The organism is Saccharothrix sp. HUAS TT1 (assembly GCF_040744945.1).
In the GTDB taxonomy this organism is placed as follows: domain Bacteria; phylum Actinomycetota; class Actinomycetes; order Mycobacteriales; family Pseudonocardiaceae; genus Actinosynnema.
In genome coordinates, this window is the sequence record NZ_CP160453.1 from 5877241 (window position 1) to 5898281 (window position 21041).

At 72.3% G+C, this 21041-nt stretch carries 33 protein-coding genes and 1 tRNA gene; all 34 read left to right on the top strand.

All coding sequences use genetic code 11. From position 1 onward, the window contains the following. The first annotated feature begins 5 nt into the window (after positions 1-5). Positions 6-79, top strand: a tRNA-Leu gene (locus AB0F89_RS26420). Between the two features lie 40 nt (positions 80-119). Next, on the top strand, positions 120-791 hold the full coding sequence (locus AB0F89_RS26425; RefSeq protein WP_367128296.1) for a hypothetical protein: 672 nt from the start codon (positions 120-122) through the stop codon (positions 789-791). Next, on the top strand, positions 788-1357 hold the full coding sequence (locus AB0F89_RS26430) for a hypothetical protein (RefSeq protein ID WP_367128297.1): 570 nt from the start codon (positions 788-790) through the stop codon (positions 1355-1357). Before AB0F89_RS26425 ends, AB0F89_RS26430 begins: the two co-directional genes overlap by 4 nt. Then, complete coding sequence (locus tag AB0F89_RS26435) at positions 1354-1734, top strand: hypothetical protein (RefSeq protein ID WP_367128298.1); 381 nt, start codon at positions 1354-1356, stop codon at positions 1732-1734. Before AB0F89_RS26430 ends, AB0F89_RS26435 begins: the two co-directional genes overlap by 4 nt. Then, on the top strand, positions 1731-2036 hold the full coding sequence (locus AB0F89_RS26440; protein ID WP_367128299.1) for a hypothetical protein: 306 nt from the start codon (positions 1731-1733) through the stop codon (positions 2034-2036). The genes AB0F89_RS26435 and AB0F89_RS26440 overlap by 4 nt, the downstream gene beginning before the upstream one ends. Then, positions 2030-2269, top strand: a complete 240-nt coding sequence (locus AB0F89_RS26445) for a hypothetical protein (protein WP_367128300.1) — start codon at positions 2030-2032, stop codon at positions 2267-2269. The genes AB0F89_RS26440 and AB0F89_RS26445 overlap by 7 nt, the downstream gene beginning before the upstream one ends. Beyond that, positions 2266-2670: a DUF6221 family protein gene (locus tag AB0F89_RS26450; RefSeq protein WP_367128301.1), complete on the top strand. Its 405-nt coding sequence runs from the start codon at positions 2266-2268 to the stop codon at positions 2668-2670. Before AB0F89_RS26445 ends, AB0F89_RS26450 begins: the two co-directional genes overlap by 4 nt. Next, positions 2667-2954, top strand: a complete 288-nt coding sequence (locus tag AB0F89_RS26455) for a DUF6221 family protein (protein WP_367128302.1) — start codon at positions 2667-2669, stop codon at positions 2952-2954. Before AB0F89_RS26450 ends, AB0F89_RS26455 begins: the two co-directional genes overlap by 4 nt. Continuing rightward, entirely contained in the window at positions 2951-3406 is a 456-nt protein-coding gene (locus tag AB0F89_RS26460; RefSeq protein WP_367128303.1) for a hypothetical protein, read from the top strand. Before AB0F89_RS26455 ends, AB0F89_RS26460 begins: the two co-directional genes overlap by 4 nt. Positions 3407-3564: 158 nt before the next feature. Beyond that, positions 3565-3942, top strand: a complete 378-nt coding sequence (locus tag AB0F89_RS26465) for a hypothetical protein (protein WP_367128304.1) — start codon at positions 3565-3567, stop codon at positions 3940-3942. A 136-nt stretch (positions 3943-4078) separates the two neighbouring features. Continuing rightward, entirely contained in the window at positions 4079-4312 is a 234-nt protein-coding gene (locus AB0F89_RS26470; protein WP_367128305.1) for a hypothetical protein, read from the top strand. 32 nt (positions 4313-4344) lie between these two features. After that, complete coding sequence (locus tag AB0F89_RS26475) at positions 4345-4566, top strand: hypothetical protein (RefSeq protein WP_367128306.1); 222 nt, start codon at positions 4345-4347, stop codon at positions 4564-4566. A gap of 616 nt (positions 4567-5182) precedes the next feature. Further along, positions 5183-7132: a hypothetical protein gene (locus AB0F89_RS26480; RefSeq protein WP_367128307.1), complete on the top strand. Its 1950-nt coding sequence runs from the start codon at positions 5183-5185 to the stop codon at positions 7130-7132. A 36-nt stretch (positions 7133-7168) separates the two neighbouring features. Continuing rightward, positions 7169-7699, top strand: a complete 531-nt coding sequence (locus tag AB0F89_RS26485; protein WP_367128308.1) for a helix-turn-helix domain-containing protein — start codon at positions 7169-7171, stop codon at positions 7697-7699. Then, on the top strand, positions 7696-8973 hold the full coding sequence (locus AB0F89_RS26490; RefSeq protein WP_367128309.1) for a PBSX family phage terminase large subunit: 1278 nt from the start codon (positions 7696-7698) through the stop codon (positions 8971-8973). Before AB0F89_RS26485 ends, AB0F89_RS26490 begins: the two co-directional genes overlap by 4 nt. Beyond that, the gene (locus tag AB0F89_RS26495; protein WP_367128310.1) at positions 8970-9212 is read left to right on the top strand and encodes a hypothetical protein; all 243 of its coding nucleotides are present in this window, start codon (positions 8970-8972) and stop codon (positions 9210-9212) included. Before AB0F89_RS26490 ends, AB0F89_RS26495 begins: the two co-directional genes overlap by 4 nt. After that, positions 9209-9538: a hypothetical protein gene (locus AB0F89_RS26500; protein ID WP_367128311.1), complete on the top strand. Its 330-nt coding sequence runs from the start codon at positions 9209-9211 to the stop codon at positions 9536-9538. The genes AB0F89_RS26495 and AB0F89_RS26500 overlap by 4 nt, the downstream gene beginning before the upstream one ends. Beyond that, the gene (locus AB0F89_RS26505; RefSeq protein WP_367128312.1) at positions 9538-9747 is read left to right on the top strand and encodes a hypothetical protein; all 210 of its coding nucleotides are present in this window, start codon (positions 9538-9540) and stop codon (positions 9745-9747) included. Before AB0F89_RS26500 ends, AB0F89_RS26505 begins: the two co-directional genes overlap by 1 nt. Before the next feature lie 3 nt (positions 9748-9750). Continuing rightward, complete coding sequence (locus tag AB0F89_RS26510; protein WP_367128313.1) at positions 9751-10041, top strand: hypothetical protein; 291 nt, start codon at positions 9751-9753, stop codon at positions 10039-10041. After that, positions 10038-10607, top strand: coding sequence for a hypothetical protein (locus AB0F89_RS26515; RefSeq protein ID WP_367128314.1), 570 nt, complete (start codon positions 10038-10040; stop codon positions 10605-10607). Before AB0F89_RS26510 ends, AB0F89_RS26515 begins: the two co-directional genes overlap by 4 nt. A gap of 3 nt (positions 10608-10610) precedes the next feature. Further along, entirely contained in the window at positions 10611-12221 is a 1611-nt protein-coding gene (locus AB0F89_RS26520) for a hypothetical protein (RefSeq protein WP_367128315.1), read from the top strand. A gap of 22 nt (positions 12222-12243) precedes the next feature. Then, a complete protein-coding gene (locus AB0F89_RS26525) occupies positions 12244-15240 on the top strand; it encodes a phage minor capsid protein (RefSeq protein ID WP_367128316.1) in 2997 nt (998 codons plus the stop codon). Further along, positions 15237-15389, top strand: a complete 153-nt coding sequence (locus tag AB0F89_RS26530; RefSeq protein ID WP_367128317.1) for a hypothetical protein — start codon at positions 15237-15239, stop codon at positions 15387-15389. The genes AB0F89_RS26525 and AB0F89_RS26530 overlap by 4 nt, the downstream gene beginning before the upstream one ends. A gap of 40 nt (positions 15390-15429) precedes the next feature. Beyond that, a complete protein-coding gene (locus AB0F89_RS26535) occupies positions 15430-15717 on the top strand; it encodes a hypothetical protein (protein WP_367128318.1) in 288 nt (95 codons plus the stop codon). Between the two features lie 92 nt (positions 15718-15809). Further along, on the top strand, positions 15810-16445 hold the full coding sequence (locus AB0F89_RS26540) for a hypothetical protein (protein ID WP_367128319.1): 636 nt from the start codon (positions 15810-15812) through the stop codon (positions 16443-16445). 20 nt (positions 16446-16465) lie between these two features. Continuing rightward, complete coding sequence (locus AB0F89_RS26545) at positions 16466-17524, top strand: major capsid protein (protein WP_367128320.1); 1059 nt, start codon at positions 16466-16468, stop codon at positions 17522-17524. A 12-nt stretch (positions 17525-17536) separates the two neighbouring features. Beyond that, on the top strand, positions 17537-18055 hold the full coding sequence (locus tag AB0F89_RS26550) for a hypothetical protein (protein ID WP_367128321.1): 519 nt from the start codon (positions 17537-17539) through the stop codon (positions 18053-18055). A 3-nt stretch (positions 18056-18058) separates the two neighbouring features. Further along, positions 18059-18649, top strand: coding sequence for a hypothetical protein (locus AB0F89_RS26555; protein WP_367128322.1), 591 nt, complete (start codon positions 18059-18061; stop codon positions 18647-18649). A gap of 67 nt (positions 18650-18716) precedes the next feature. After that, entirely contained in the window at positions 18717-18992 is a 276-nt protein-coding gene (locus AB0F89_RS26560; RefSeq protein ID WP_367128323.1) for a hypothetical protein, read from the top strand. Then, positions 18993-19496, top strand: coding sequence for a hypothetical protein (locus AB0F89_RS26565; RefSeq protein ID WP_367128324.1), 504 nt, complete (start codon positions 18993-18995; stop codon positions 19494-19496). A 2-nt stretch (positions 19497-19498) separates the two neighbouring features. Continuing rightward, on the top strand, positions 19499-19924 hold the full coding sequence (locus AB0F89_RS26570) for a hypothetical protein (RefSeq protein ID WP_367128325.1): 426 nt from the start codon (positions 19499-19501) through the stop codon (positions 19922-19924). Continuing rightward, the gene (locus tag AB0F89_RS26575) at positions 19924-20238 is read left to right on the top strand and encodes a hypothetical protein (protein ID WP_367128326.1); all 315 of its coding nucleotides are present in this window, start codon (positions 19924-19926) and stop codon (positions 20236-20238) included. The genes AB0F89_RS26570 and AB0F89_RS26575 overlap by 1 nt, the downstream gene beginning before the upstream one ends. Next, positions 20235-20585, top strand: coding sequence for a hypothetical protein (locus tag AB0F89_RS26580; protein ID WP_367128327.1), 351 nt, complete (start codon positions 20235-20237; stop codon positions 20583-20585). Before AB0F89_RS26575 ends, AB0F89_RS26580 begins: the two co-directional genes overlap by 4 nt. Next, positions 20582-21004, top strand: coding sequence for a minor capsid protein (locus AB0F89_RS26585; protein WP_367128328.1), 423 nt, complete (start codon positions 20582-20584; stop codon positions 21002-21004). The genes AB0F89_RS26580 and AB0F89_RS26585 overlap by 4 nt, the downstream gene beginning before the upstream one ends. The last annotated feature ends 37 nt before the right edge of the window (positions 21005-21041 follow it).

The following is a 21041-nucleotide window of genomic DNA, read 5'->3' on the forward strand; positions in this document are numbered from 1 at the left end:
CAGCAGCCCTTGTAGCCCAACGGCAGAGGCGGCCGTCTTAAAAACGGCTTCGGTCCGGGTTCGAATCCCGGCAGGGGCACGCCCAACCAGCACCACCATCACCACCTGAGGAGCACCCCTTGAGCACCACCGCGTGCCCCGTCTGCGGCGACCCCAGCACCAGCCTCCGCTACGCCTGCCCCGCGTGCTCCGTCCGCACCCAGCGCCGGCTGCGCGAGCTGCAGGACTACCGCGACGTCCTGCGCGCCACCCTCACCCCCAGCAGCCGCGGCCTCGACCCGCTGCCCGGCCCCCGCGGCTACCGCTCCAGCCCGCCGATGAACCTGGACATCGTGGTCGCCCTGGACCCCCGCAGCCACGCCAGCGGCGCCGGGCCCGACGACGACGCCGACGAGACCGTCCTGTCCATCACCGGCTCGCTGCACCGCGTCGCCGAGTACGTCGCCGAGGAGCGCTACCGGGCCGCCGTCATGGGCTCCATCGTGCCCAGGCCGTACACCCTGGACGTGCTGGCCAGCTACCTGTGGATCCACACCGAGTGGTGCTGCTGGCAGCTCTGGGCCGCCGACTACGTCGGGATGATCCGCACCATCCACGGCCAGATCCGCCGCCAGGCCCACGACGCCCCACCCACCCCGCTCGGCCCCTGCCGCACCGAGACCTGCGGCGGCACCGTCATGCCCCGACCCGGCCGCGGCGGAGCCTGCCCGACGTGCGGCCGGTCCTACGATGGCCTGGAGCTGGCCCGCCTCGCCTACACGCCCCCCGCACCCCACCAGGAGGCATCTTGAGCACCCCAACCGACCACGTCACCATCGTGCGCGACCGCGTGCCCGCCTACGCGATCCAGGTACCCACGCGCGCAGACGAACTGGTCCTCGGCGACCGCGTGGTCGTGGACGACGCCGACGGCCAGAGCAGCTTCGCCATCGCGCACCTGCTCGTCGACGGCCGCGCCCGCACCGTGCGCGCCGAGCCGTTCAACCGCGACTACCCGTCCCGCCTGGAGGTCGGCGCGCGCGACTGGGTCACCGTGCTGCTCAACCCCGACCAGGTGCCCACCCCGCGCGGGCACGGGCAGCGCATCACCGCTCACGACCCCAAGAAGCACGGCTGGTACACCAAGCCCGGCGGCTGGGACGTCGCGTGCGCCTGCGGTTGGACCGCCGATGAGGTCGTGCCCGGCGGCAAGGGAGCCGCGCTCGACGTCTGGGACGTCCACAAGGCCACGGTCATCAACGAGCTGCTCGCGCTCGACCGCAACGGCTGGCCCGCCGCCCACCTCGTCGTGGCCGACCCGACCCGCCGCCACCTCGGCCGCTCGATGCAGCGCTACCGCCTCGTGAGGCGCAAGTGACCGACGCGCCGTTCAACCTCGCCGACCTCGCCGACGTGCTCGACGCGCGGGCACGCGCGGGCGAGGAGATCACGCTCACCCGCATCCAGTGGGACGCCGTGAGCACCAGCTGCCCGCCGCTCGACCAGATCCCCGTCCGGCTCGTCACCGACCCGCGCGAGTCCACGCCGTGGCTGGAGCGCTGGGCGATGTACGCCGACTTCACGATGGGCGACCTGGCCACAGGCGACGGCCTGACCCCGTGCCCAGGGCGCGGCCTGCCCGACGGCGAGCGCTGCGTGTCCCTGCCCTGGCACCTCGGCCGCTGCACGCCGTGGTCCAAGGCCCGCGCCGAGCGTGAAGCCCAGCAAAACGCAACCCGTACGGTGCGCCGATGAACGTCATCGCCGACGACACCCCTGACGGGCAGGCCTGCCGCCTCACCGGGCCGGACCCGCTCTACCCGGCCTCCACCTTCAACCTGGCCGATGGCGCAGCGACGATGCGACTCGACACCCCGGACGAGGTGGAGCACTTCGCCCGGACCCTCGAACGGCTCGCCGCGCTCGTACGCACGCGCGGGCCCGCCACGGTGAAGATCGCCACGAGCCGGCGCATCATCGACCTGCCGTCGGCGGACGGCTACCTGGACTTCGAGGACGGCGGCCTGGAGCACGTCGCGATCGAGGTCCGATGGTGACCGCGTTCGCCGACCTGCTGCCCTGGTACGAGCGCGGCCCCGACGGCACCGCCACCGGCCGCGACTGGGCCACCGAGCGCCAAGCCCACGACGAGGCCGGTCCGGAGTGCACCGTCCACCAAGAGACCAGCGACCGCGTCGGCCCGCTCACCTGGGCACTCGGCGAGTTCGTCGCGTACGTGCCGCGCCCGGTCCGCCATTGGAAGCCTCGCGGGTTCGGCGGCGTCGAGTGAACGTCGACCAGCTGCCGTGGCTCCGCGAGCAGATCGCGGTGACCGAGATGTGGGCGCGAGAAGCCCTGGACCGGCCGTGGCTGGCCGAGGACAACTACCTCCTGGACCAGAACGGCGGCGAGGTCGCCCGCTTCGAGATCAAGGCCGACGCCCGCCATGCCGCCCTGAACGAGCCGCGCGCCGCGCTCGCCCAGTGCGAGGCGCACACCGCGATCCTCGACTACGCCGACGCGATGGCCCGCCCTCAGGTCGCAATGCTCGCCGAGGAACTGCCCGCCGACCTCGCGGCCCTGGTGCCCTCGGTGACCGCCGCAGCCGAGGTTGGAGCCTCGCACCTCCGCGCGCTCGTCGCCCTGGCGTACCAGCACCGCCCCGGCTACCGCGAGGAGTGGAAGCCGTGAACGACCTGGTGACGTGGCTGCGAGGGCAGCTCGCGCGCGACGAACAGACCGCCCAGGCGATGTCGCACGCGATCGAGCACCTGGAGTCGCGCTGGTCCCCGGCCCGACTGCTCGCGGACGTCGCGGCCAAGCGCGCGATCCTCGACCAGTGGGAGAGCCTGGCCAGCGCTCCCGCCGACACGCCCGGGATCGACCTCGTGCGCCAGGAGCTGGGTCACGCGGTGCTGGCCCTGACGTTGCCCTACCGCAACCAACGCGGCTATCGCCAGGAGTGGACGCTGTGAACGACGCAGACGAGACGGCAACCCGGTGGGTGATCATTCGGCGCGGCCACGGGCGCACGCCGGACGAGCCGCTGGCCGTGCTGGACGACCGGCCCGCCGCCGACCGGCTGTGCGCCGAGTTGGGCGAGGGGCACGACGTGCAACCGGTGCCAGCGGTCGATCCGGGGCGGGTGCGGGTCGTGGCGACTTGGGCGTGCCGGGCGCGGCTGGTCGACGGCTACACCCCCGACGTCGGCGAGCCGGAGCGACTGGCGGGCGCAGTGCGGCTGGTCGACGTCGACGCGCCGGCCCCGTGGCCTGAGCGGGTGGCGCGCGACGAGGATGCCGAGCGGCTGGACGCGCTGCTGGACAGGCCCCGCGTGCGGCACCTGGTGGCCTACGCCTCTACCGCCGAGCGGGCGCGGGAGTTGGCGCGGGAGCGCGCCGAGCGCCTGGCGGCCGGGGACGGCTGACCGCACCGCAACCCAACTGTGACCCGCGCATCCCACTGTCTGCTTGCGATAGTGAGATGTGTGGGTCATACTATTGATGTCCGAAACGGACAGCCCCGGAAACCGGGCGCTTGCACCGCCCCCCGGGGTCAACTCAATAGTGGGAAGGATCCAAGTCCATGGACTTCGGATTGAGGGACGACCGCTGGTACGGCGCGTTCTACACCGAGAGCTTGGAAGACGAGCTCGAAGTGGTGTGCGGCCGGATCCTGCGGGATCTCCTGGTGGACCGACGCAAGGGCGTGCTGCCCCGCAACTCGGTCTACACCGTGGCCCTGATCGGGCGGACGATCACCGTCCAGGTGTTCGTCACCCCCGGCACCATCGAGGCCGAGACGGACAAGGACAAGATCCGCGAACGGGTTCGGATCATCGGCGACCGCTACAACTGGGTCGGCAAGACCAACCCGACGGACGTCCGCTACCACACCAAGGTCGGCGTGAGCGAGGTTCGCACCTCGGTCAGCAACCTGGCGGCCGGCGGACTGTTCGGCTGATCCCTCGACCGGGCCACACCTCCGGGTGCGGCCCGGTCCCCTTCCCACAGACCCCACGCACGAAGAAGCCCCGGCGGGCCTTGCACGCCCGCCGGGGCCGGGAAGAGATCCGACACCAGGATGCAGGGAGACACCCATGCCACGCAAGCCCACACCGCCGCCCGCCGAACTCGGCCTGGTCCGCCGGCTCGCCGCCGAACTCGCCGAAGCCGAACGCCAGGTCCAGGAGCTGCGTGACCGCCGCAACCGCGCCATGGTCATGGCGAAGGCCGCCGGCGCGACCGGAGACCAGCTCGGCGCCGCCGCCGGAATGGCCCGCCGCAACGCAGTGGAGATCGTCAGCACTCTCGCAGGCTTGGACGACGACTGACCTGGCGCGCCCGGACAGGCACACTGGACGCCATGACCACCCCGCTGCCGCCCGGCAGGGTGTCGCTCGCCGACGTGCAGCACGCCCTGCTGGCCGAGTTCCACCGCACCGGCGACCCGTACTGGGTCAGCATCACCCCGACCCGGCTCCGCGTCATCAAGCACCGCCACCTCAGCCGCGGACCCGGTTACGACCTGGTCGAGCTGACCAGCCACCTGGACCGCCTCAGACAAGGCGACTTGACCATGGCCTGACCTGCATGTAACGCTTCCACCGGGCGGAGCTGTGCCCGCCCAAGTCCGAGTCCTGATTGGTCCTGGTCGTCGGAGCGCACACCGGCCACGCGGTACGCCAGCTACTGCCACACCGGTCTAGGCCCGTGGGAACCGCTGGCGCTGGTTCCCCCAGGAGCAATGAGGACTCGGCCACCAGCTACCAAATTGCGCCGGTGCGCGCACCACGAGGCCCCACCGCCAACCCCCGGCGGTGGGGCCTCACCCTTTCCACCGGCCCAGGCCGGACAAGAGGTCTCGACCGCTGGGGCGACGCGCACCGACCGACAGTCGGACGCTCCGGCCCGAGACGCGGTATCCGCGAGGACCGTGACGGCAGGTTGGTCCTAGGCAACCGCCTGCCGCCAGCTTCCCCAGCCACGAGCCGGGGGCACGACGAGTCGGCCAGCGGGACCGCCCCAGCCTCACGGCTGCCGGGTACGGGCGCACCGGCAAGGCGGAAACCGGGCGGCAAGATCCAGGCCGCAACGGGCCGTCGCCGAACTCCCCCGCAGGGGTGCGCGGGGAACCGGTCGTAGCCGCTGCACCGCGGCGGAGCGCGGCTACGACCACCCCCCTCGCGCAAAGGAGGTGCCCGGTGGCCGTGCGCTCCGTCCGGATCGCCATCGACAACAAGCTCACCGGCACCTGGGCCACCGGCACGATGCTGTGGGCCGTGCCGCACCCACTGCGCGGCAGCGCCACCAAGACCCTGCACGGCGCGGCGAACAAGCCCATCACCCTCGCCGGCGCGCCGGTCATCGTCGACCTCCCGGTCACCGACGACCCCGCCGAGTCCCCCGCCGACTGGGCCTACACCGTCACCATCGACACCGACGTCCTGCGCGGCACCTACCTGGTCCAGGTGCCCAGCGGCAGCGGCACGGTCGAGTTCGTCGACCTGCTCGGCGCGGTGCCCTCCGCGGGCCTGGAGACGTACGCGACCCTGGCGCAGCTCTTCGCCCACGAGGCCGCCGCCGACCCGCACCCGCAGTACCTCACCGCAGCCGAGGCCGACGTCCGCTACGAGCTGGTGCCCACCGGCACCACCGACCTGGAGGCGTGGCTCACCACGTGGGCCGCGGGCATCGACAGCGACCAGTCCTACCGGGAGCCCACCGCCGGCGAGGCCGTCGACGCGGTCCTCGGCATTGAGCGCTTGGCCCTCGGCGCCGACGCCGCCGCCCTGCTCGGCCCGCTCGGCGCGACCGTGTCGTCCGGCGTGGACTCCGCGACCGGCCGCCCCTACGCCCTCGCCGTGTGGCCGACTACCGGTGACCGGACGTGGGGCGCGGTGCTGGTCGACCGGTCCCGCCCGATCGGCCTGACCATCCAGTGCCCGCACCCGGTCGCCGACCAGCACAGCGAGACCATCGGGCTGGCGCTGTGGCAGGCCGTGCAGGGCGCGCTGCTGGTGATCGCGGGCGCGCACCGCGACGCCACCGGCCAGCAGCAGGGCGGCTACCCGCTCGCCGACCCGGGCAAGCAGGTCGCCAGCACGTTCCACCAGATCGTCGCGGCCTACACGACGCGCGGCGTCCCCGGGGTGCAACTGCACGGGTTCGCCGACGCGTCCGCGCCCGGCCTGTCGCACATCGTCGCCACCGGCAGCGGCAACGCCGGCCAGTCCGCTCGCCGCGCCGCCGAGGAGCTGGCCGACGTCGCGTTCGCCGCCGGCGTGGCGCGCGGCTGGGACAGCAGCGGCAGCGGGACCGGACTCACCGGCCTGACCAACGTGCAGGGCGACCAGGCGCACGCCATCGGCGTCCCGTGGTTGCACCTGGAGGTCTCGGCCACCGTGCGCGGTGACGCCACGGCGCGAGCCCGCACCGTCGCCGCGCTCGCCGCCGCGCGCCTGGATCTGCCCGCCCCGCCGATGCTGGCCCTGCCGGTCACCGGCCAGTTCCCCCGCCCGGTCGGCAGCTCCAACACCACGGGATCCAGTCCGTTCCCGGCGCGCGCCGACCACATCCACGCCGAACGCGCCTCGACCCTGGCCCGCATCGACGTCCTGGAGCAGCGCGCCGCGCCACCGCACGGGCTGGCCGGCGTCTCCGTCGACGCGCTCCAGGCCACCAGCAACACGGGGTCGGGCGTGACGTTCACGGCAGGGGTGCTGCACCTCGTGCGCGTGCCCGTCCCGGCCGCCGCCACGGTGTCCACCGTGTACCTCGGCGTCACCACCGCGGGCAGCGGCCTCACCGCGGGCGCGTGCTGGGCTGGCCTTTACAACACGGTTGGCGCGCTGCTTGCCCAGACCGCCGACCAGGCCACCGTGTGGGTCACCAGCGGGCTCAAGCCCATGGCGTTGACCGCGCCGGCCGACCTGGCCGCCGGGGTCTACTACGTCGCTGTCCTGGTCAACGGCAGCGTGCTGCCGCAGCTCGCCCGCTCGGCCATCGCCGTGGCCGGCACCCTCACCGCCGGCGTCTCGACCGGCGCCCACCGGCAGATGACCAGCGGTACCGGCCAGACCAGCCTGCCCGCCTCGGTCGTCATGGCCAGCGCCGCGTCGACGTCCTGGGTGCTCTGGACCGCCGTGTCCTGACCGGACGCCCCACGCGGTACGGGGGAGGTGGCCGCCGTGGCGACCGGCCCCCTCTCCGACACCGAGAAGCAGCGCATCCGCGACCTGCACAGCCAGGGCGCGACCCGCAACGACATCGCCCGCGACCTCGGCCGCAGCTCCGCCACCATCAGCAAGTGGTGCGGCCGGCTCGGCCTCGGCTTCGACCGCAAGACCACCGCCGCCGCGACGGCCGCCAAGGTCGAGGACGCCAAGGCCAAGCGGGCCGCGATCATGCAGGGCCTGCTGGACGACGCCCAGAAGCTGCGCGGCCAGCTGTTCGCCCCCGCCGTGATCTTCAGCTTCGGCGGCAAGGACAACAGCTACGAGGAACGCAAAGTCCCCGAGCCGCCCGCCCGGGACAAGCGGGACCTCATGGCCAGCATCGTCCAGGCCGTCAACGCGAGCCTGCGCCTGGACGAGCACGACCGCGGCTCCGACGTCGACGACGCCAAGGCCATGGTGGACGAGCTGTACGAGGCCCTGACCGGCGCCTGGGAGCAGTACCACCGCGAGCACCCGGAGCAGACCCCCGGAGGCCCGTCGTGATCATCCTCCGCGACCACATCGACCTGCGGAAACTGCCGCTGAGCTACCGCCAGATCGACTACGTGGTCAACTCGAACCAGTTCGTCAACCTCTCCGAGGGCAGCGTGCGGTCGGGCAAGACCGCGTCCGGGCTGTTCCGGTGGTTGAAGTTCGTCAACAGCGCACCCCGCAAGGGCGACTTGATCGTGTGCGCCAAGACGTTCGACACCGCGACCCGCAACATCTTCAACCCGCTCAGGGAACACCCCCTGTTCGGGTCGAAGATCGCCAAGAGCGTGTCCTACACACGCGGCGCGCCTACCGCCCGGATCCTCGGCCGCGAGGTCGAGGTCATCACGTTCAACGACGAACGCGCCGAGGGGAGACTTCGCGGCCTGACCGCCGCCGGCGCGTACGTCGACGAGTGGTCGCTGATGCCGCGAAGCTTCAACGACCAGCTCCTGAGCCGGTGCAGCACGGACGGCGCCCAGATTTTCGGGAACACCAACCCCGACAACCCGCGCCACTGGTTGAAGGCCGACTACATCGACCAGACCGGCTCCGGCGGGCGGCTGAGCGACTGGAAGACCTGGAAGTTCCTGCTGGACGACAACCCGTCGCTGTCCGAGCGGGTCAAGGAGCGGTACCGCCGCCAGTTCATCGGCCTCTGGTACAAGCGGATGATCCTCGGCCAGTGGGTGGTGGCCGAAGGCGCGATCTACGAGGCGTGGGACCCGGAGCGGCACGTCGTCAAGACGAAGGACATGCCGCACATCGTCCGCTGGATCGCGCTGGGCATCGACTACGGCACGACCAACCCGTTCGCCGGGCTCGTGCTGGGCCTGGGCGCCGACGGCCGGCTGTACCTGACCAACGAGTGGCGCTGGGACAGCAAGCGGCGGCAGCGCGCGCTCACCGACGCCGAGTACTCCGCGCGCCTGCGCTCCTGGCTCGGTGACCTCGGCATCCAGCCCGAGTGGACGATCGTCGACCCGAGCGCGGCCAGCTTCATCCAGCAGCTCTACCGCGACGGCGTCACCCCGCGCGGCGGCGACAACAGCGTGATCGACGGCATCCGCCTCATCGCGTCGCTGCTTAACGCCGGGCTGCTGCTGGTGCACGAGTCGTGCGAGGGGTGGATCGAGGAAGTCCCCGGCTACTCGTGGGACCCCAAGGCTGCGCTCAAGGGCGAGGACAAGCCGATCAAGCTCGGCGACCACTCGCTGGACGGCGGCCGGTACGCGATCAAGACCACCCAGGCCGTCTGGCAGAACCAACTCCTGGAGGCAGCGTGACCCCCGACGAGATCCCGCGGCTGTTCGTGCTCCACGCGGACGGCCTGGACGGCGAGAAGGTCGCGGACGGCGTGCAGTGGCCCGACGGGACGATCAGCGTCCGCCGGCTCAACCCGGCCGCCACCGAGTCGTGGACCGACTGGGAGGACCCGGCCGCCGCCGAGGTCCACGACGGCACCACCGCTGTGGTGTGGCGACGCCAGGACACCTACACCGACCAGCAGGAAGGCACCCCATGACCGAGCACGACCAGCCCGCCGCCGAACCCGCAGTGCTGCGCGTGGACCCGCCGAACCAGAAGCCGAAGCCGGCCGTGGGTCGGGTCGTCCACTACGTCAGCCACGGCACGCCACCCCGCGAGGACGGCTCGCAGGCGTACGCGAGCGAGTGCCGCGCCGCGATCATCACCGAGGTCACCGGTTACGCGCCGCCCGAGCACGCGGACGACGACATGCAAGCCGTGTGCCACCTCGCGATCTTCAACCCGACCGGCATGTTCTTCAACGAGGTCGACTACAGCCCTCAGCACGTGCCCGGCACCTGGCACTGGCCGGAGCGGGTCTGATGGCCACCGTCCCCGACAAACTCCCGGCCGACATCGAGCGGAAGCAGGTCGAGGCCGCGCTGGCCGCGCTCGGTATCCCCAAGGACGGGCTCCGCTCCGTCCACCTCGGCATCACCTCGATCACCTGCCGCTACCTCGACCGCGACGCGACCATGCGCGAGCCGCGCGGCACCGTCGAGGCCGAAGCGGTCATACCGATCAAGGGGTGAACCGTGCGACCGACGTCCATCCCCGCCGAGGCGGTCTGGTCCGGCGGCAAGCGTGTCGTGCTGGCCGCGCCGGACGGCGACCTGACCAACCCCGACATCCAGCCCCTGGAGGTCATCGTCGACCAGGTCCAGATCGGCGACCAGGCGGTCAACCGGTTCAACGTCCGCTGCGCCTTGGAGCCGGGTGACCTGGAGAAGCTGACCGCCGGTGGCCACGTCTGGGTGTCGCTGTACGGCGCCATGGTGCCGATGTGCGTCGACGTCACCGGCCCGACCAGCAAGGAGCGACCGTGAAGTTCTGGTACGACTGCGAGTTCGTGGAGGACGGCGTCACCATCGACCTCGTGTCGATCGGCATCGTCGCCGAGGACGACCGCGAGTTCTACGGCATCTCGGCCGACTTCGACCAGGGCAAGCTGCTGCGCAACGACTGGCTGCGGACCAACGTGTGGCCGCACCTGCCGGTCAAGCACTGCCCGCCCGGGCGGCGTTGCCTGCGCTGCGGAGGGAACGGCACCGGCGTCGGGCACCTGGACGTCGACCACCCGGCCGTGCGCCCGCGCGCACAGCTCGCCCGCGCGGTGGCCGGGTTCCTCACCGCGCCCAGCGTGCACAACCCGCGGATCGAGCTGTGGGCCGACTACGCCGCCTACGACCACGTGGCGCTGGCGCAGCTGTTCGGCCCGATGATCGCGCTCCCGGCCGGGCTGCCGATGTTCACCCATGACGTGCAGCAGTACGCCTCCCAGCTCGGGTGGAAGTTCGGCCCCGAGGACGAGCCGGAGAACGCGCACGACGCGCTGGCCGATGCCCGGCAGTGCCGTGCGCGCTGGGAGCGCCTGGACACCATGAGGGGGTGAGTCGTGCCGCTGCCCGAAGGCGGAAAGACGGCGTGGCCCCCGAAGGCCCTGGACGACGTGTTCGCCCGGCTCGACTCCTGGGACGCCTGGTACACCGGCGACCCGGACCACCTGGCCGACGTCTACGGCGGGCCCGGCAGTGGGCGGGCGTTCGACTCGACCTCGCGGGCGCGCGTCCGTAACCGGCCCAGCCAGTACCGGGGCGGCGTGGTCGGCAAGGTGTCCCGCTGGTTCTGGGGCGCGCCGACCAGCCTGGGCGAGGTGCCGTCACGGCTGCACATGCCCCTCGCGGGCGACATCGCGCAGAAGTCGACGCGGCTGCTGTTCGCGGAGCCTCCGCAGCTCAAGGTCGACCACGCGCCGACCGCCAAGCGCCTTGCCACACAGTTCGAGCGGCTGCACGCGAGCCTGCTGGAGGCCGGCGAGACCTGCGCCGGTCTGGGCGGCACCTACCTGCGAGTGGTGTGGGACAAGGACGTGCGGGACACGCCCTGGCTGCACGCCGCGCACGCCGACCAGGCCGTGCCTGAGTGGAGCTGGGACGTGCTCCGCGCGGTGACGTTCTGGCGGATCCTGGAGCAGGAAGACCAGCGGGTCGTCTGGCACCTGGAGCGACACGAGCCGGGCGTCATCCTGCACGGCGTCTACGAGGGCACGCCGGACACCCTCGGCAAGCCGCGCAACCTCAAGGCGTACGAGGCCACCGCGGACCTGGCCGAGCGCATCGAGACCCGCACGAAGCGGCTGACGGTCGTCTACGTGCCGAACATGCGGCCCAACAAGCTGTGGCGCAAGAACCCGGCCGCGGCGCCGTTGGGACGCGCGGACATCTCCGGCGCGGAAGGCCCGCTCGACCGGCTGGACGAGACCTGGACCTCGTTGATGCGGGACCTGCGTCTGGGTAAGGGCCGGGCGTTCGTGCCCGACGTCTACCTCCAGGGCAACGGCCCTGGCCGGGGCGCGTCGTGGGACGCCGAGCAGGAGATTTACGCGACGCTGAGCATGCTGCCGGGCCCGGACTCCGGCAACATGCTGACGCTGAACCAGTTCGACATCCGCGTCGAGGAGCACCTGGGGATGGCGCGCCAGATCACGATCGAGACGCTGCGCAGCGCGGGCTACTCGCTCCAGTCGTTCGGCCTGGACGGTGACGTGGCGGCCACCGCCACCGAGGTGTCCGCCCGCGAGCGTGACTCCTACCTCACCAGAGGGCACAAGATCCTCTACTGGAAGCCGGAGCTCGCCGACATCACGCTGACCCTCCAGGAGATCGACAAGGCGTGGTTCGGCGCGGACATCACGCCGGAGCTGCCGGACGTCGAGTGGCCGGACGGGGTCGCGGACGATCCGGAGAAGGTGGCCCGCACGCTGCAGCTGCTGCACGCCGCCGAGGCCGTGTCGATCCGGACCAGGGTCGAGCGGGCGAACCCCGACTGGCCGAAGGAGCGGGTGGACGCCGAGGTCGCGGCCATCAAGGCCGAACAGGGCGGCGCCATGACCGGTGAGGACCCGATCGAGCTCGGCACCCGGGTCGCCGCCACCGGCCGCACCACCAAGCCGGACGACGACGAGGGCCAGGCCCCCGACGACGAGGACGACCTCGACGTGGCGTGAGGCGGACGGGGGGTGATCCCCCGTGGCGGTCGACCCCGAACGGCTGGACGAGATCGCCGCCACCGTGGCCGCGATCTACCGCGAGGCCGAGACCGCCCTGACCGCCCTGGTCGCCAAGCACCTCCAGGGCGACCTGGACAGCGACATGCAGGCCCCCGCCTGGGCCGAGCGGAAGCTGGCCGCGATCGGGAAGCTGCGCCGCTCGGCGCAGGCCGTGATCGCCGGACTCCAGGCCGCCGGTCCCGGCGCGGTGCGCGACGCGGCGGCTGCGGCGTTCCGGGAGGGCTGGACCTCGGCGCTGGCCGAGCTGCCCAAGCAGTGGTTCCCCTCCTCCGGCGTGGCCGAGGAGGCACAGCAGGCGGTCGAGGAGCTGACCGGTTTCGCCGCAGTCGAGGCCCTGGCCAACGCCGTGTACAGCGACATCGGCGAGAAGTCCCGCAACATCCTGCGCGACGTCCTCGACGTCTACCGGGCGGTCATCACCGCGGCGACCGCGCGCACCGTCACCGGCGTCCAAACCCGGCGCCAGGCGTCCCAGGCCGCCTACAACGCGCTGCTCAAGCGCGGGATCACCGGCTTCACGGACAAGGGCGGCAAGCGCTGGAAGTTGTCCACCTACGTGGAGATGACCGTGCGCACGGTCACCCAGCGTGCCGCCGTGCAGGGCCAGACCGACCGGCTGGACAGCATGGGCGTGGACCTCGTCATGGTGTCCAACAGCCCGCAGGAGTGCGTGCTGTGCCGCCCGTACGAGGGCCGCGTGCTGGCGCTGTCCGGGCCGACCGGGCAGATCAGCGTGGAACACGCGATCAACGACGGCGAGCAGGTTCTCGTTGACGTCGTCGCCACGCTGGCCGAGGCCCAGCTGGAGGGCCTGTTCCACCCGAACTGCCGCCACTCCGTCTCCGCGTACCTGCCCGGCGTGTCGAAGCTCGCGGCGCAGCCGACCGCGGACCCGGAGGGCGACAAGGCGCGGCAGCAGCAGCGGGCGATCGAGCGCGCGATCCGGGAGGCCAAGACCGAGGAGGTCGCGGCGCTCGGCGAGGTCGAGCGCAAGGCCGCCACCCGGAAGAAGCTGGCCGCGCAGGCGGCGATGCGCGAGCACCTGGCCGCCAACCCGAAGCTCAAGCGCCTGCCCTACCGCGAGGCCATCGGCGCGGGCAACATCCCGCCGAAGGGCAGCACGGACCAAGCGGGCGCCATCGGCCCGGCTGTCCAGCTCACGCTGGACAGCGGATCCGGCAGCGCGTCGAAGCCCAGCACGACGTCGGCCACAGCGCACGCTGCGGCGACCGAGCCGAAGCCTGCGCCCGCGGCGAAGGTCGCACCCAAGGCCAAGGCGGAACCGAAGCCGACGCCCGAGATCCCGGCCACGACGAAGCCCAAGGCCAAGCCGGCTCCTGCCCCGAAGCCCGTCCCGGCACCCGACCCGGTCAAGCCGGAGCCGAAGGCCAAGCCCGAGGCTGCACCCAAGCCCAAGCCCGCGACGAAGCCGGAGCCGGTCAAGCCCGCTCCCGCGCCGAAGCCGGTCGCGGAACCGAAGCCCGAGTCGAAGCCGAAGGTCGAGACGGAGCCCCAGGCCAAGCCCGCCCCGGCCGCCCCGGTCAAGCCGAAGCCCGCTCCGGAGCCGGTCAAGCCGGACCCCAAGCCGGAGAAGCCAGAGGGTGTCGAGGCCGGGGACTTCAGCCAGCTTCGTCGGGTCGGCGAGCAGGGCGGCTCCAACCCCGGCGGCACCTACGAGGACGCCGACGGCAACCGCTGGTACGTCAAGGCCCAGCGGTCCGAGCAGCACGCGGCCAACGAGGTCGCGGCGTCCGCGCTGTACCGGGCGGCCGGGATCGACGTGCCCGAGGTGCGTCTCGGTCGCGGCACCCCGGACCTGCCGGACGGGCCGCACACCGCGTCCCGGATCGTGCAGGGTGCGCGCGTGTCCGGTCCGGACACCGTCCGGGAGTCCCTGCGCGACGGCATGGGCGTGGACGCGTGGTTGGCGAACTGGGACATCGTCGGAGCCAACTTCGACAACGTGGTCCGGACGAAGTCGGGCCAGGCCGTCCGGATCGACCTCGGCGGGTCGCTGCTGTACCGGGCGATGGGCGAGGCCAAGAACGATGCGTTCGGGTCCACGGTGGACGAGTGGCTGAGCCTGCGCGACCCGAAGCGGGCGCCGCAGGCCGCCAAAGTGTTCGGCGGGATGACCCCGGCCGAGCTGGTCTCCGCTGTGGCCCGGGTCGAGCAGGTCCCGGAGTCCCGCGTGCGGGAGATCGTCACCGACTCGGGTCTCCCCGAGCAGGTCGCCGACACCCTGATCGCCCGCCGCCGCGACCTCGTGGACCGCCTGGCCGAGCTGCGCGAGCACGCCGCCCGGCACACGGCGTGGTTGGAGCAGCACAAGACCGCGGCCAAGGGTCAGGAGGGCTTGGAGACCCCGCCGATCCAGCTCACCTACGAGGACGACGGCGAGGGCGGGCAGCTCGTGCCCACCCCGGCCGGGTGGAACCGGGTCCGAGCCGAGCGCGTCGCTCAGGCCGTCATCAAGTACCGGGGCTCCGGGTACCAGGACATCAACCAGTGGCTGCGCACGGGCGCCGGTCCGGCCAGCACCACGGCGGTGTCCCGGATCGACGACGCCATGGCCCAGTCGACGCTGCCGCGCGCAGTGGCGGCGCACCGCGGCATCACCAGCCCCGGCCGGGTGTTCGGCGCGTCGTGGAACACGGTGGACGTCACCGGCCTGGAGTGGGTGGAGAAGGGCTACAGCAGCACCACGGTGGACGAGCGGGTAGCCAAGAACTTCGCCGACCAGTCGTTCGACCAGGTCATCATGCGTCTGGTGCTGCCCAAGGGAGCCCGAGGTCTACGCTTGTCCGACATGGCGGAGCCGGGAGAGAAGGCCGTCGGTATCGCCCTGGAGGCCGAGGTGCTGGTGTCCCGCGACACCCGGTACCGCGTGGTCGCCGACCACGGTGTCGACGCCGCGGGCATCCGCCGCCTGGACGTGGAGGTGATCGACCCGTGACCACACCCGTGGAGCCCGTCTCCATCTTCGAGCGGTGGGCGGACATCGTGGTCGAGGTCGACCTGTCGTCCGTCCCGGAGCAGCCCCCGGCCGGCCCGGTGCTCGAAGACCGGCCCACCCCCGAAAGTCCCAGCGACCCGGTCGACTGACCGTCCGTCGCCACCCGACCCCCGACAAGGAGGTGGTCGCGTGGCGGCGTTCAGCAGCCTGCCACGTGCCGCGCAGCGCGCGGCGTTCGCCAAGATGTCCGCCGCCGACAAGGCCAAGAAGGCCCCCAAGCCCAAGGCCAAGACGGCGTCGACCGGCACAGCCCGCAAGCGGCTGTCCACACCGGCCACCGCGCCGGTCCTCAACCCGTCCGCCAAGGGCGGCGGGTTCACCTCGGCAGGCCGGATCAGCCGCGAGGAAGCCGCACGCATCATGTTCGGCGACCGAGGCGCTGCCGCACGCCTGGCCAAGGCATCCAAGAAGAAGTGACGACGCCGCACGGCGCGCACTTCACCTCTCCACACCCTCACCCGCTCGCAGCCCGCACGGGCGCGCGAGCACGCCCGCATGGGAGTAACACGATGACCGACCCCACCGGTACGCCGCCCGTCGACCAGCCGCCCGCGGACCCGACGGACCCGACGCCCCCGGCGAACCCGCCCACGGACCCCGCCCCGCCGACCGACCCGACGCCCCCGGCCGACCCTGCACAGGGCACGGACTGGAAGGCCGAGGCCCGCAAGTGGGAGAACCGGGCCAAGGACAACAACAAGGCCACCCAGGCCGAGCAGGCCAAGCTGGCCGGCGTCCTGGCGGCCCTGGGCCTCAAGGCCGACGGCACCGAGGACGTCAAGCCCGAGGAGATCACCGCGCGCCTGGAGCAGGCCAACAGCAAGGCGTGGACGCGCGGCGTGCACCTGCAACTGCACCAGCTGGCGCCCAAGCACGGCGCCGACGCGACGGCCCTGCTCGACTCGATGACGTTCGTCAACTCGCTCGACGACCTCACCGACGTCGACCCGGACGACGCGGACTTCACCGCCCAGCTCGACAAGCGGATCCAGGCCGCCATCGCGGCCAACCCGAAGCTCAAGGCCGACCCCGGCCCGACGCCGCCGAAGCGGTCCGGGCCCGACGGGATGACCGGCGGTCAGGGCGCGCCCGCCCGTTCCGGATCCCTCTTCGCCGCCGTCCAGGCGGCCACCCGACAGACCTAACAAACTCCGAGGAGAGGCACATGCCCGTCACCCTCGCGCAGGCCGAGATCAACGCCCGCGCCGACATCGACCACGCGGTCGTCCGAAACCTGCGCCAGTACTCGTGGCTGTGGGACCAGATCGTGTGGGACGACACCGCGACGCCGGGCACCGGCGGTGCCTCGCTCGTCTACGGCTTCACCCTGCTCACCCAGGCCCGGTCGGGCCAGTTCCGGCGGCTCAACACCGAGTACTCCGCGGACTCGGCGCGCCGCGAGCAGCGCACCGTGAGCCTCAAGCCCTTCGGCGGCGCGTTCGCCATCGACCGCGTCCTGCGCAGCCTCGGCCCGGCGCAGACCAACGAGCTCACGTTCCAGATGCAGGAGCTCCTGACCGGTGCCACGATCCGGCTCCAGGAGGAGATCATCACCGGCGACGTCGCCGTGGACGACTCCGGGTTCGACGGCCTCGACAAGCTGCTCACCGGCAGCACCACCGAGTACATCCCGAACGCCAGCGGCACGGCGTACGCGGACTGGTCGCCGGGCACCATCGACACCCAGGCCAAGGCGAACATCCAGTTGGACATCGTGGACGACTGGCTGTCCACCATCGTTCCGTCCAAGGTCGGCGGCGGCGACCTCGGCGCTCCGGGAGCGCTGCCCGCCGGGGTGCGGGCGATCCTGGGCAACACCAAGTCCATCACCCGCATGCGGGCGCTCGCGCGGTGGGCCGGCAGCTACACCAACACCAAGGACAACCTGGGCCGCCAGATCGAGACCTACGGTCCGTGGACCCTGGTCGACATCGGCGACAAGTCGTTGGGCACGGGGCCGATCATCCCGATCGAGACCCGCGACCCCGACGGCGGCGGCGCGGGCAGCAACATCGCCAACCTCACCGACCTCTACGCGGTGTCGTTCGGCCTGGACTCGTTCCACGGCGCGGCGATGGCCGGCAAGCCGCTGATCGAGACCTACCTGCCCGACTGGACCGCGCCCGGCGCGGTGAAGTCCGGCGAGATCGAGATCGGTCCGGGCGCGATGGTCCTGCGCAACACCAAGTCCTGCGGCGTGCTCCGCAACGTCAAGGTCGCCTGAGAGGGGCTGGTCATGACCGTCCAGCACTACAAGATCACCGCTCCCGAGCGGTTGTTCAGCGGCGTCGTCGCCAACGTGCGGTTCCACCAGGGCGTCGCCACCCTGTCCGTCGACCCCGACGCGCCCCGGCCCGACGGCGCGACCCGCAACCCGGCCGCCGTCACGGCCCTCGCGTACTTCCGGCGCAAGGCCTACGAGGTCGAGGAGATCGACAGCCCGTCCGAGGTGGACCGCCCCGAGGGTCCGGTGGGCACCCCGAACGGGCGCGTCGCGCTGGAGGCCACCGTCCTCGGCCTGACCGGCGACCAGGGCGCCACCCAGCCGCCCGCCGCGCCGCCGACCCCGCCCAACCCCAACCCCGGCGACGGCGACGGCGAGAAGTCGGACGGCAGCGAGGTCAAGCCGCCGGCGAAGTCCGCGTCCAAGGCCGACTGGCTGGAGTTCGCGGTGAACCACCGCAAGGCCGACCGGGACGAGGCCGACAAGCTCACCCGCGACCAGCTCGCCGACCAGTACTCGAAGGAGGCGTAGCAAGTGGGCATCACTCACGGCCGCTACCCGCGTGTCGTCGCCGACAGCCCGGCGTTCGACCAGCCCTACAACGCCCTGCCGGGCGTCGACCAGGACCTGTTCGTCCGGTCGAACATCCCCGCGTGGGCGTGCACGTCGGACCTGGCGGCGACCGGCACCGGTGTCGCGATCGGCACCTTCGTGTTCCTGCGCAAGGGCGACATCGTCACCAGCCTGTCGTTCGTGTCGGGCGCCACGGCGCTGGCGACCGGCACCGCCGGGTGGCACGCCCTGTACGACGCGTCGGGGAACCTGCTGGCGCAGTCCGCCGGGCAGGGCGCGACGGCGTGGGCGGCGAACACGGCGCGGAAGCTCGCGTTGACGGCGCCGTACACGATCACTGCCGACGGTTGGTACATCGTGGCCACCTCGACCACGGCGTCCACCGTGCAGACGCTGATCGGCTGCGCGCCGATCGTCACCGCGTCCGGCGCGGTCCACACCGGCAGCAAGCCGCTCGGCTTCACGTTCGGTTCCGCCACCGGTGACGTCGCCCCGGCGACCACCGGCACGCGGACCGCCGTGGCCAAGTGCCCGCTGGCGATCGTCAGCTGACCAGTCCCCGCCCCGGCCGCGAACGGGAGAGCGCGGCCGGGGCGGACCCACCCCTGCTGGAGGTGCTGTGACGACCTACGAGCGCGTCAACGACCAGGGCCGGGTGGTCGAGCGGGTCACCCCCGTCCCCGGCGACCACGAGGACACCCGGCTCGGCGTAGCGGTGCTGGAGAGCGCCGGCGGCTGGCGCGTCCAGGGCGGCGAGGTCGAGCAGGCCGACCCGCACGGCGAGGACCCGCCGCCCGCCGACCCGCCCAGTGGGGCCCCGTCCACGGAGCCCTCGCCCGTCATGCCGATGCCCCGCGTCGGCCCTCGCCGTGCCGACACGAAGAAGGAGGCGTAGGTGACGCTGAACTCGCGCATCAACCTCGGCGTGCTCGCCGAGCTGTCCAACCAGCTCGACCTGTCCGCGGCGGCCGTGCCCCTGTCCTACGCGAAGTCCATCCCGCTGCTCAACGGCACCGGCGCCAACCAGGCCGACAAGGTGTTCCAGGACTCGAACAGCATCGCCGCGTCCAGCACCACCTCGCTCGACCTCGCCGGCGGCGGCCTGACCGACGCGCTGAACAACTCGTTGACGTTCGTCAAGCTCAAGGCCGTCATCGTGTACGCCGAGCCGACCAACACCAACAACGTCGTCGTCACCCGACCCGCGTCCAACGGGGTGCCGCTGTTCTCGGCGGCCGGCGACGCGTGCCCGGTACTGCCGGGCGGCACGTTCGTGTGGGTCGCGCCCGGCGCCGGGGTCACCGTCACCGCGGGCACCGGTGACCTGCTCGACCTGGTCAACTCCGGCGCGGGCAGCGCGGTCGACTACGACATCGTGCTGCTGGGCACGAGCGCGTAGCCGTGGGCCGGGTCTACGCCACCGAGGCCGACCTGACCGGGTACGGCGCTCCCCCGGGCGTCACGCTGCCCACCGGCGCGGCCGCGGCCTGGAGCCTCGCGCGCGCGTCCGAGCGTGTGGACGAGCTGCTGCTGACCGCGGTCTACGAGGTCGACACGAACGGGCTGCCCACCGACCCCACGGTGGTCGCGGCGTTGCGGGACGCGGTGTGCGCCCAGGTCGGGTGGTGGGCCGAGACCGGCACCAGCCCGACCGGCGCACCACCGCGCTACTCCAGCGTGAAGCTGGGCTCGCTGGCGCTGACCAAGACCGCGGGCGGCTCCAGCCCGGACGGCGGGGCGGGGCGGTACGCGCCGGACGCGGTCCGGCACCTGCGGCTCGCGGGCCTGCTCAGCGGGCAGCCGAGCACCGGTGGATGGTGGGGCTGATGGCGCCGATTCCCGACGAGCTGCTGGTGCACACCGCGGTGGTCGAGCCGTACGAGGGCGAGGCCGGGACCGGTCCGGCGTTCGGCGCGCCGGTCACGGTGCCGTGCTTCCGGGAGGACGCGCGCCGCCAGGTCCGCGACCAGCTCGGCGAGCTGGTGGTGTCGGAGTGCACGCTCTACGCCCGGCCCGGCACCGTCGCCCCGCCGAAGTCGCGCGTCACCACCAACGGCCGGACCGCGTTCGTGATCACCGTCAAGGACCGCGACTCCGGCACGGCCGAGGAGATCGACCACGTGGAGGTGAGGCTGACGTGACGTTCACGACCAAGATGGACTGGAACGGCGCCAAGGTCACCGCCGAGATGGAGAAGGGCGCGGTCCAGGGCCTCAAGCTCGGCACCGAGCACGTGCTGGGCGCGTCCCGCGCGGTCGTCCCGCTGGAGGAGGCCACGCTGGAACGCTCCGGCGTGGCCAGCGTCGACGCGACCGCCCTGACCGGGGCGGTCTCCTACGACACCAAGTACGCGGCACGTCAGCACGAGGAGCTGACGTGGCAGCACGACGAGGGCCGCACCGCGAAGTACCTGGAACGGCCGATGGAGGAAGAGGCCGACACGGTCAACGGGCTGATCGCGGCCCAGATCCGGCGGAGCCTGACGTGACCTTGCTGGAGGAGTACGCCCGCCTGGCCGAGGAGCTGGGCCTGGGCTCCTACCGGCCGACGTCGACGGGCGGCAGCCTGTTCCTCGGCCGGTTGCCCGACCAGCCCGACCTGGCGGTCGCCATCGCCCGCTACGCCGGTGGCGAGTCCGACGCCAAGCTGGGCTACGACGACATCCGGTTGCAGTTTCGGGTGCGCGGCCCGCACACCGACTACGCGCTCGGCGAGGCGCTGGCGCAGCGCGTCTACGACGAGCTGCACGGCCTGCACTCCCGGGCGCTGCCGGGCGGCACGTGGATGGTCGACCTGATCGGCCTGCAGTCCGGCCCGATCGACATCGGCACCGACCAGAAGCACCGCCCGGAGTGGACGCTCAACTTCCGCTCCGAGGTGCACCGGCCCACACCGGGCCGCGCCTGACCCCTGTTCAACCTCGACCCGGCCCGCACCGCGCGCC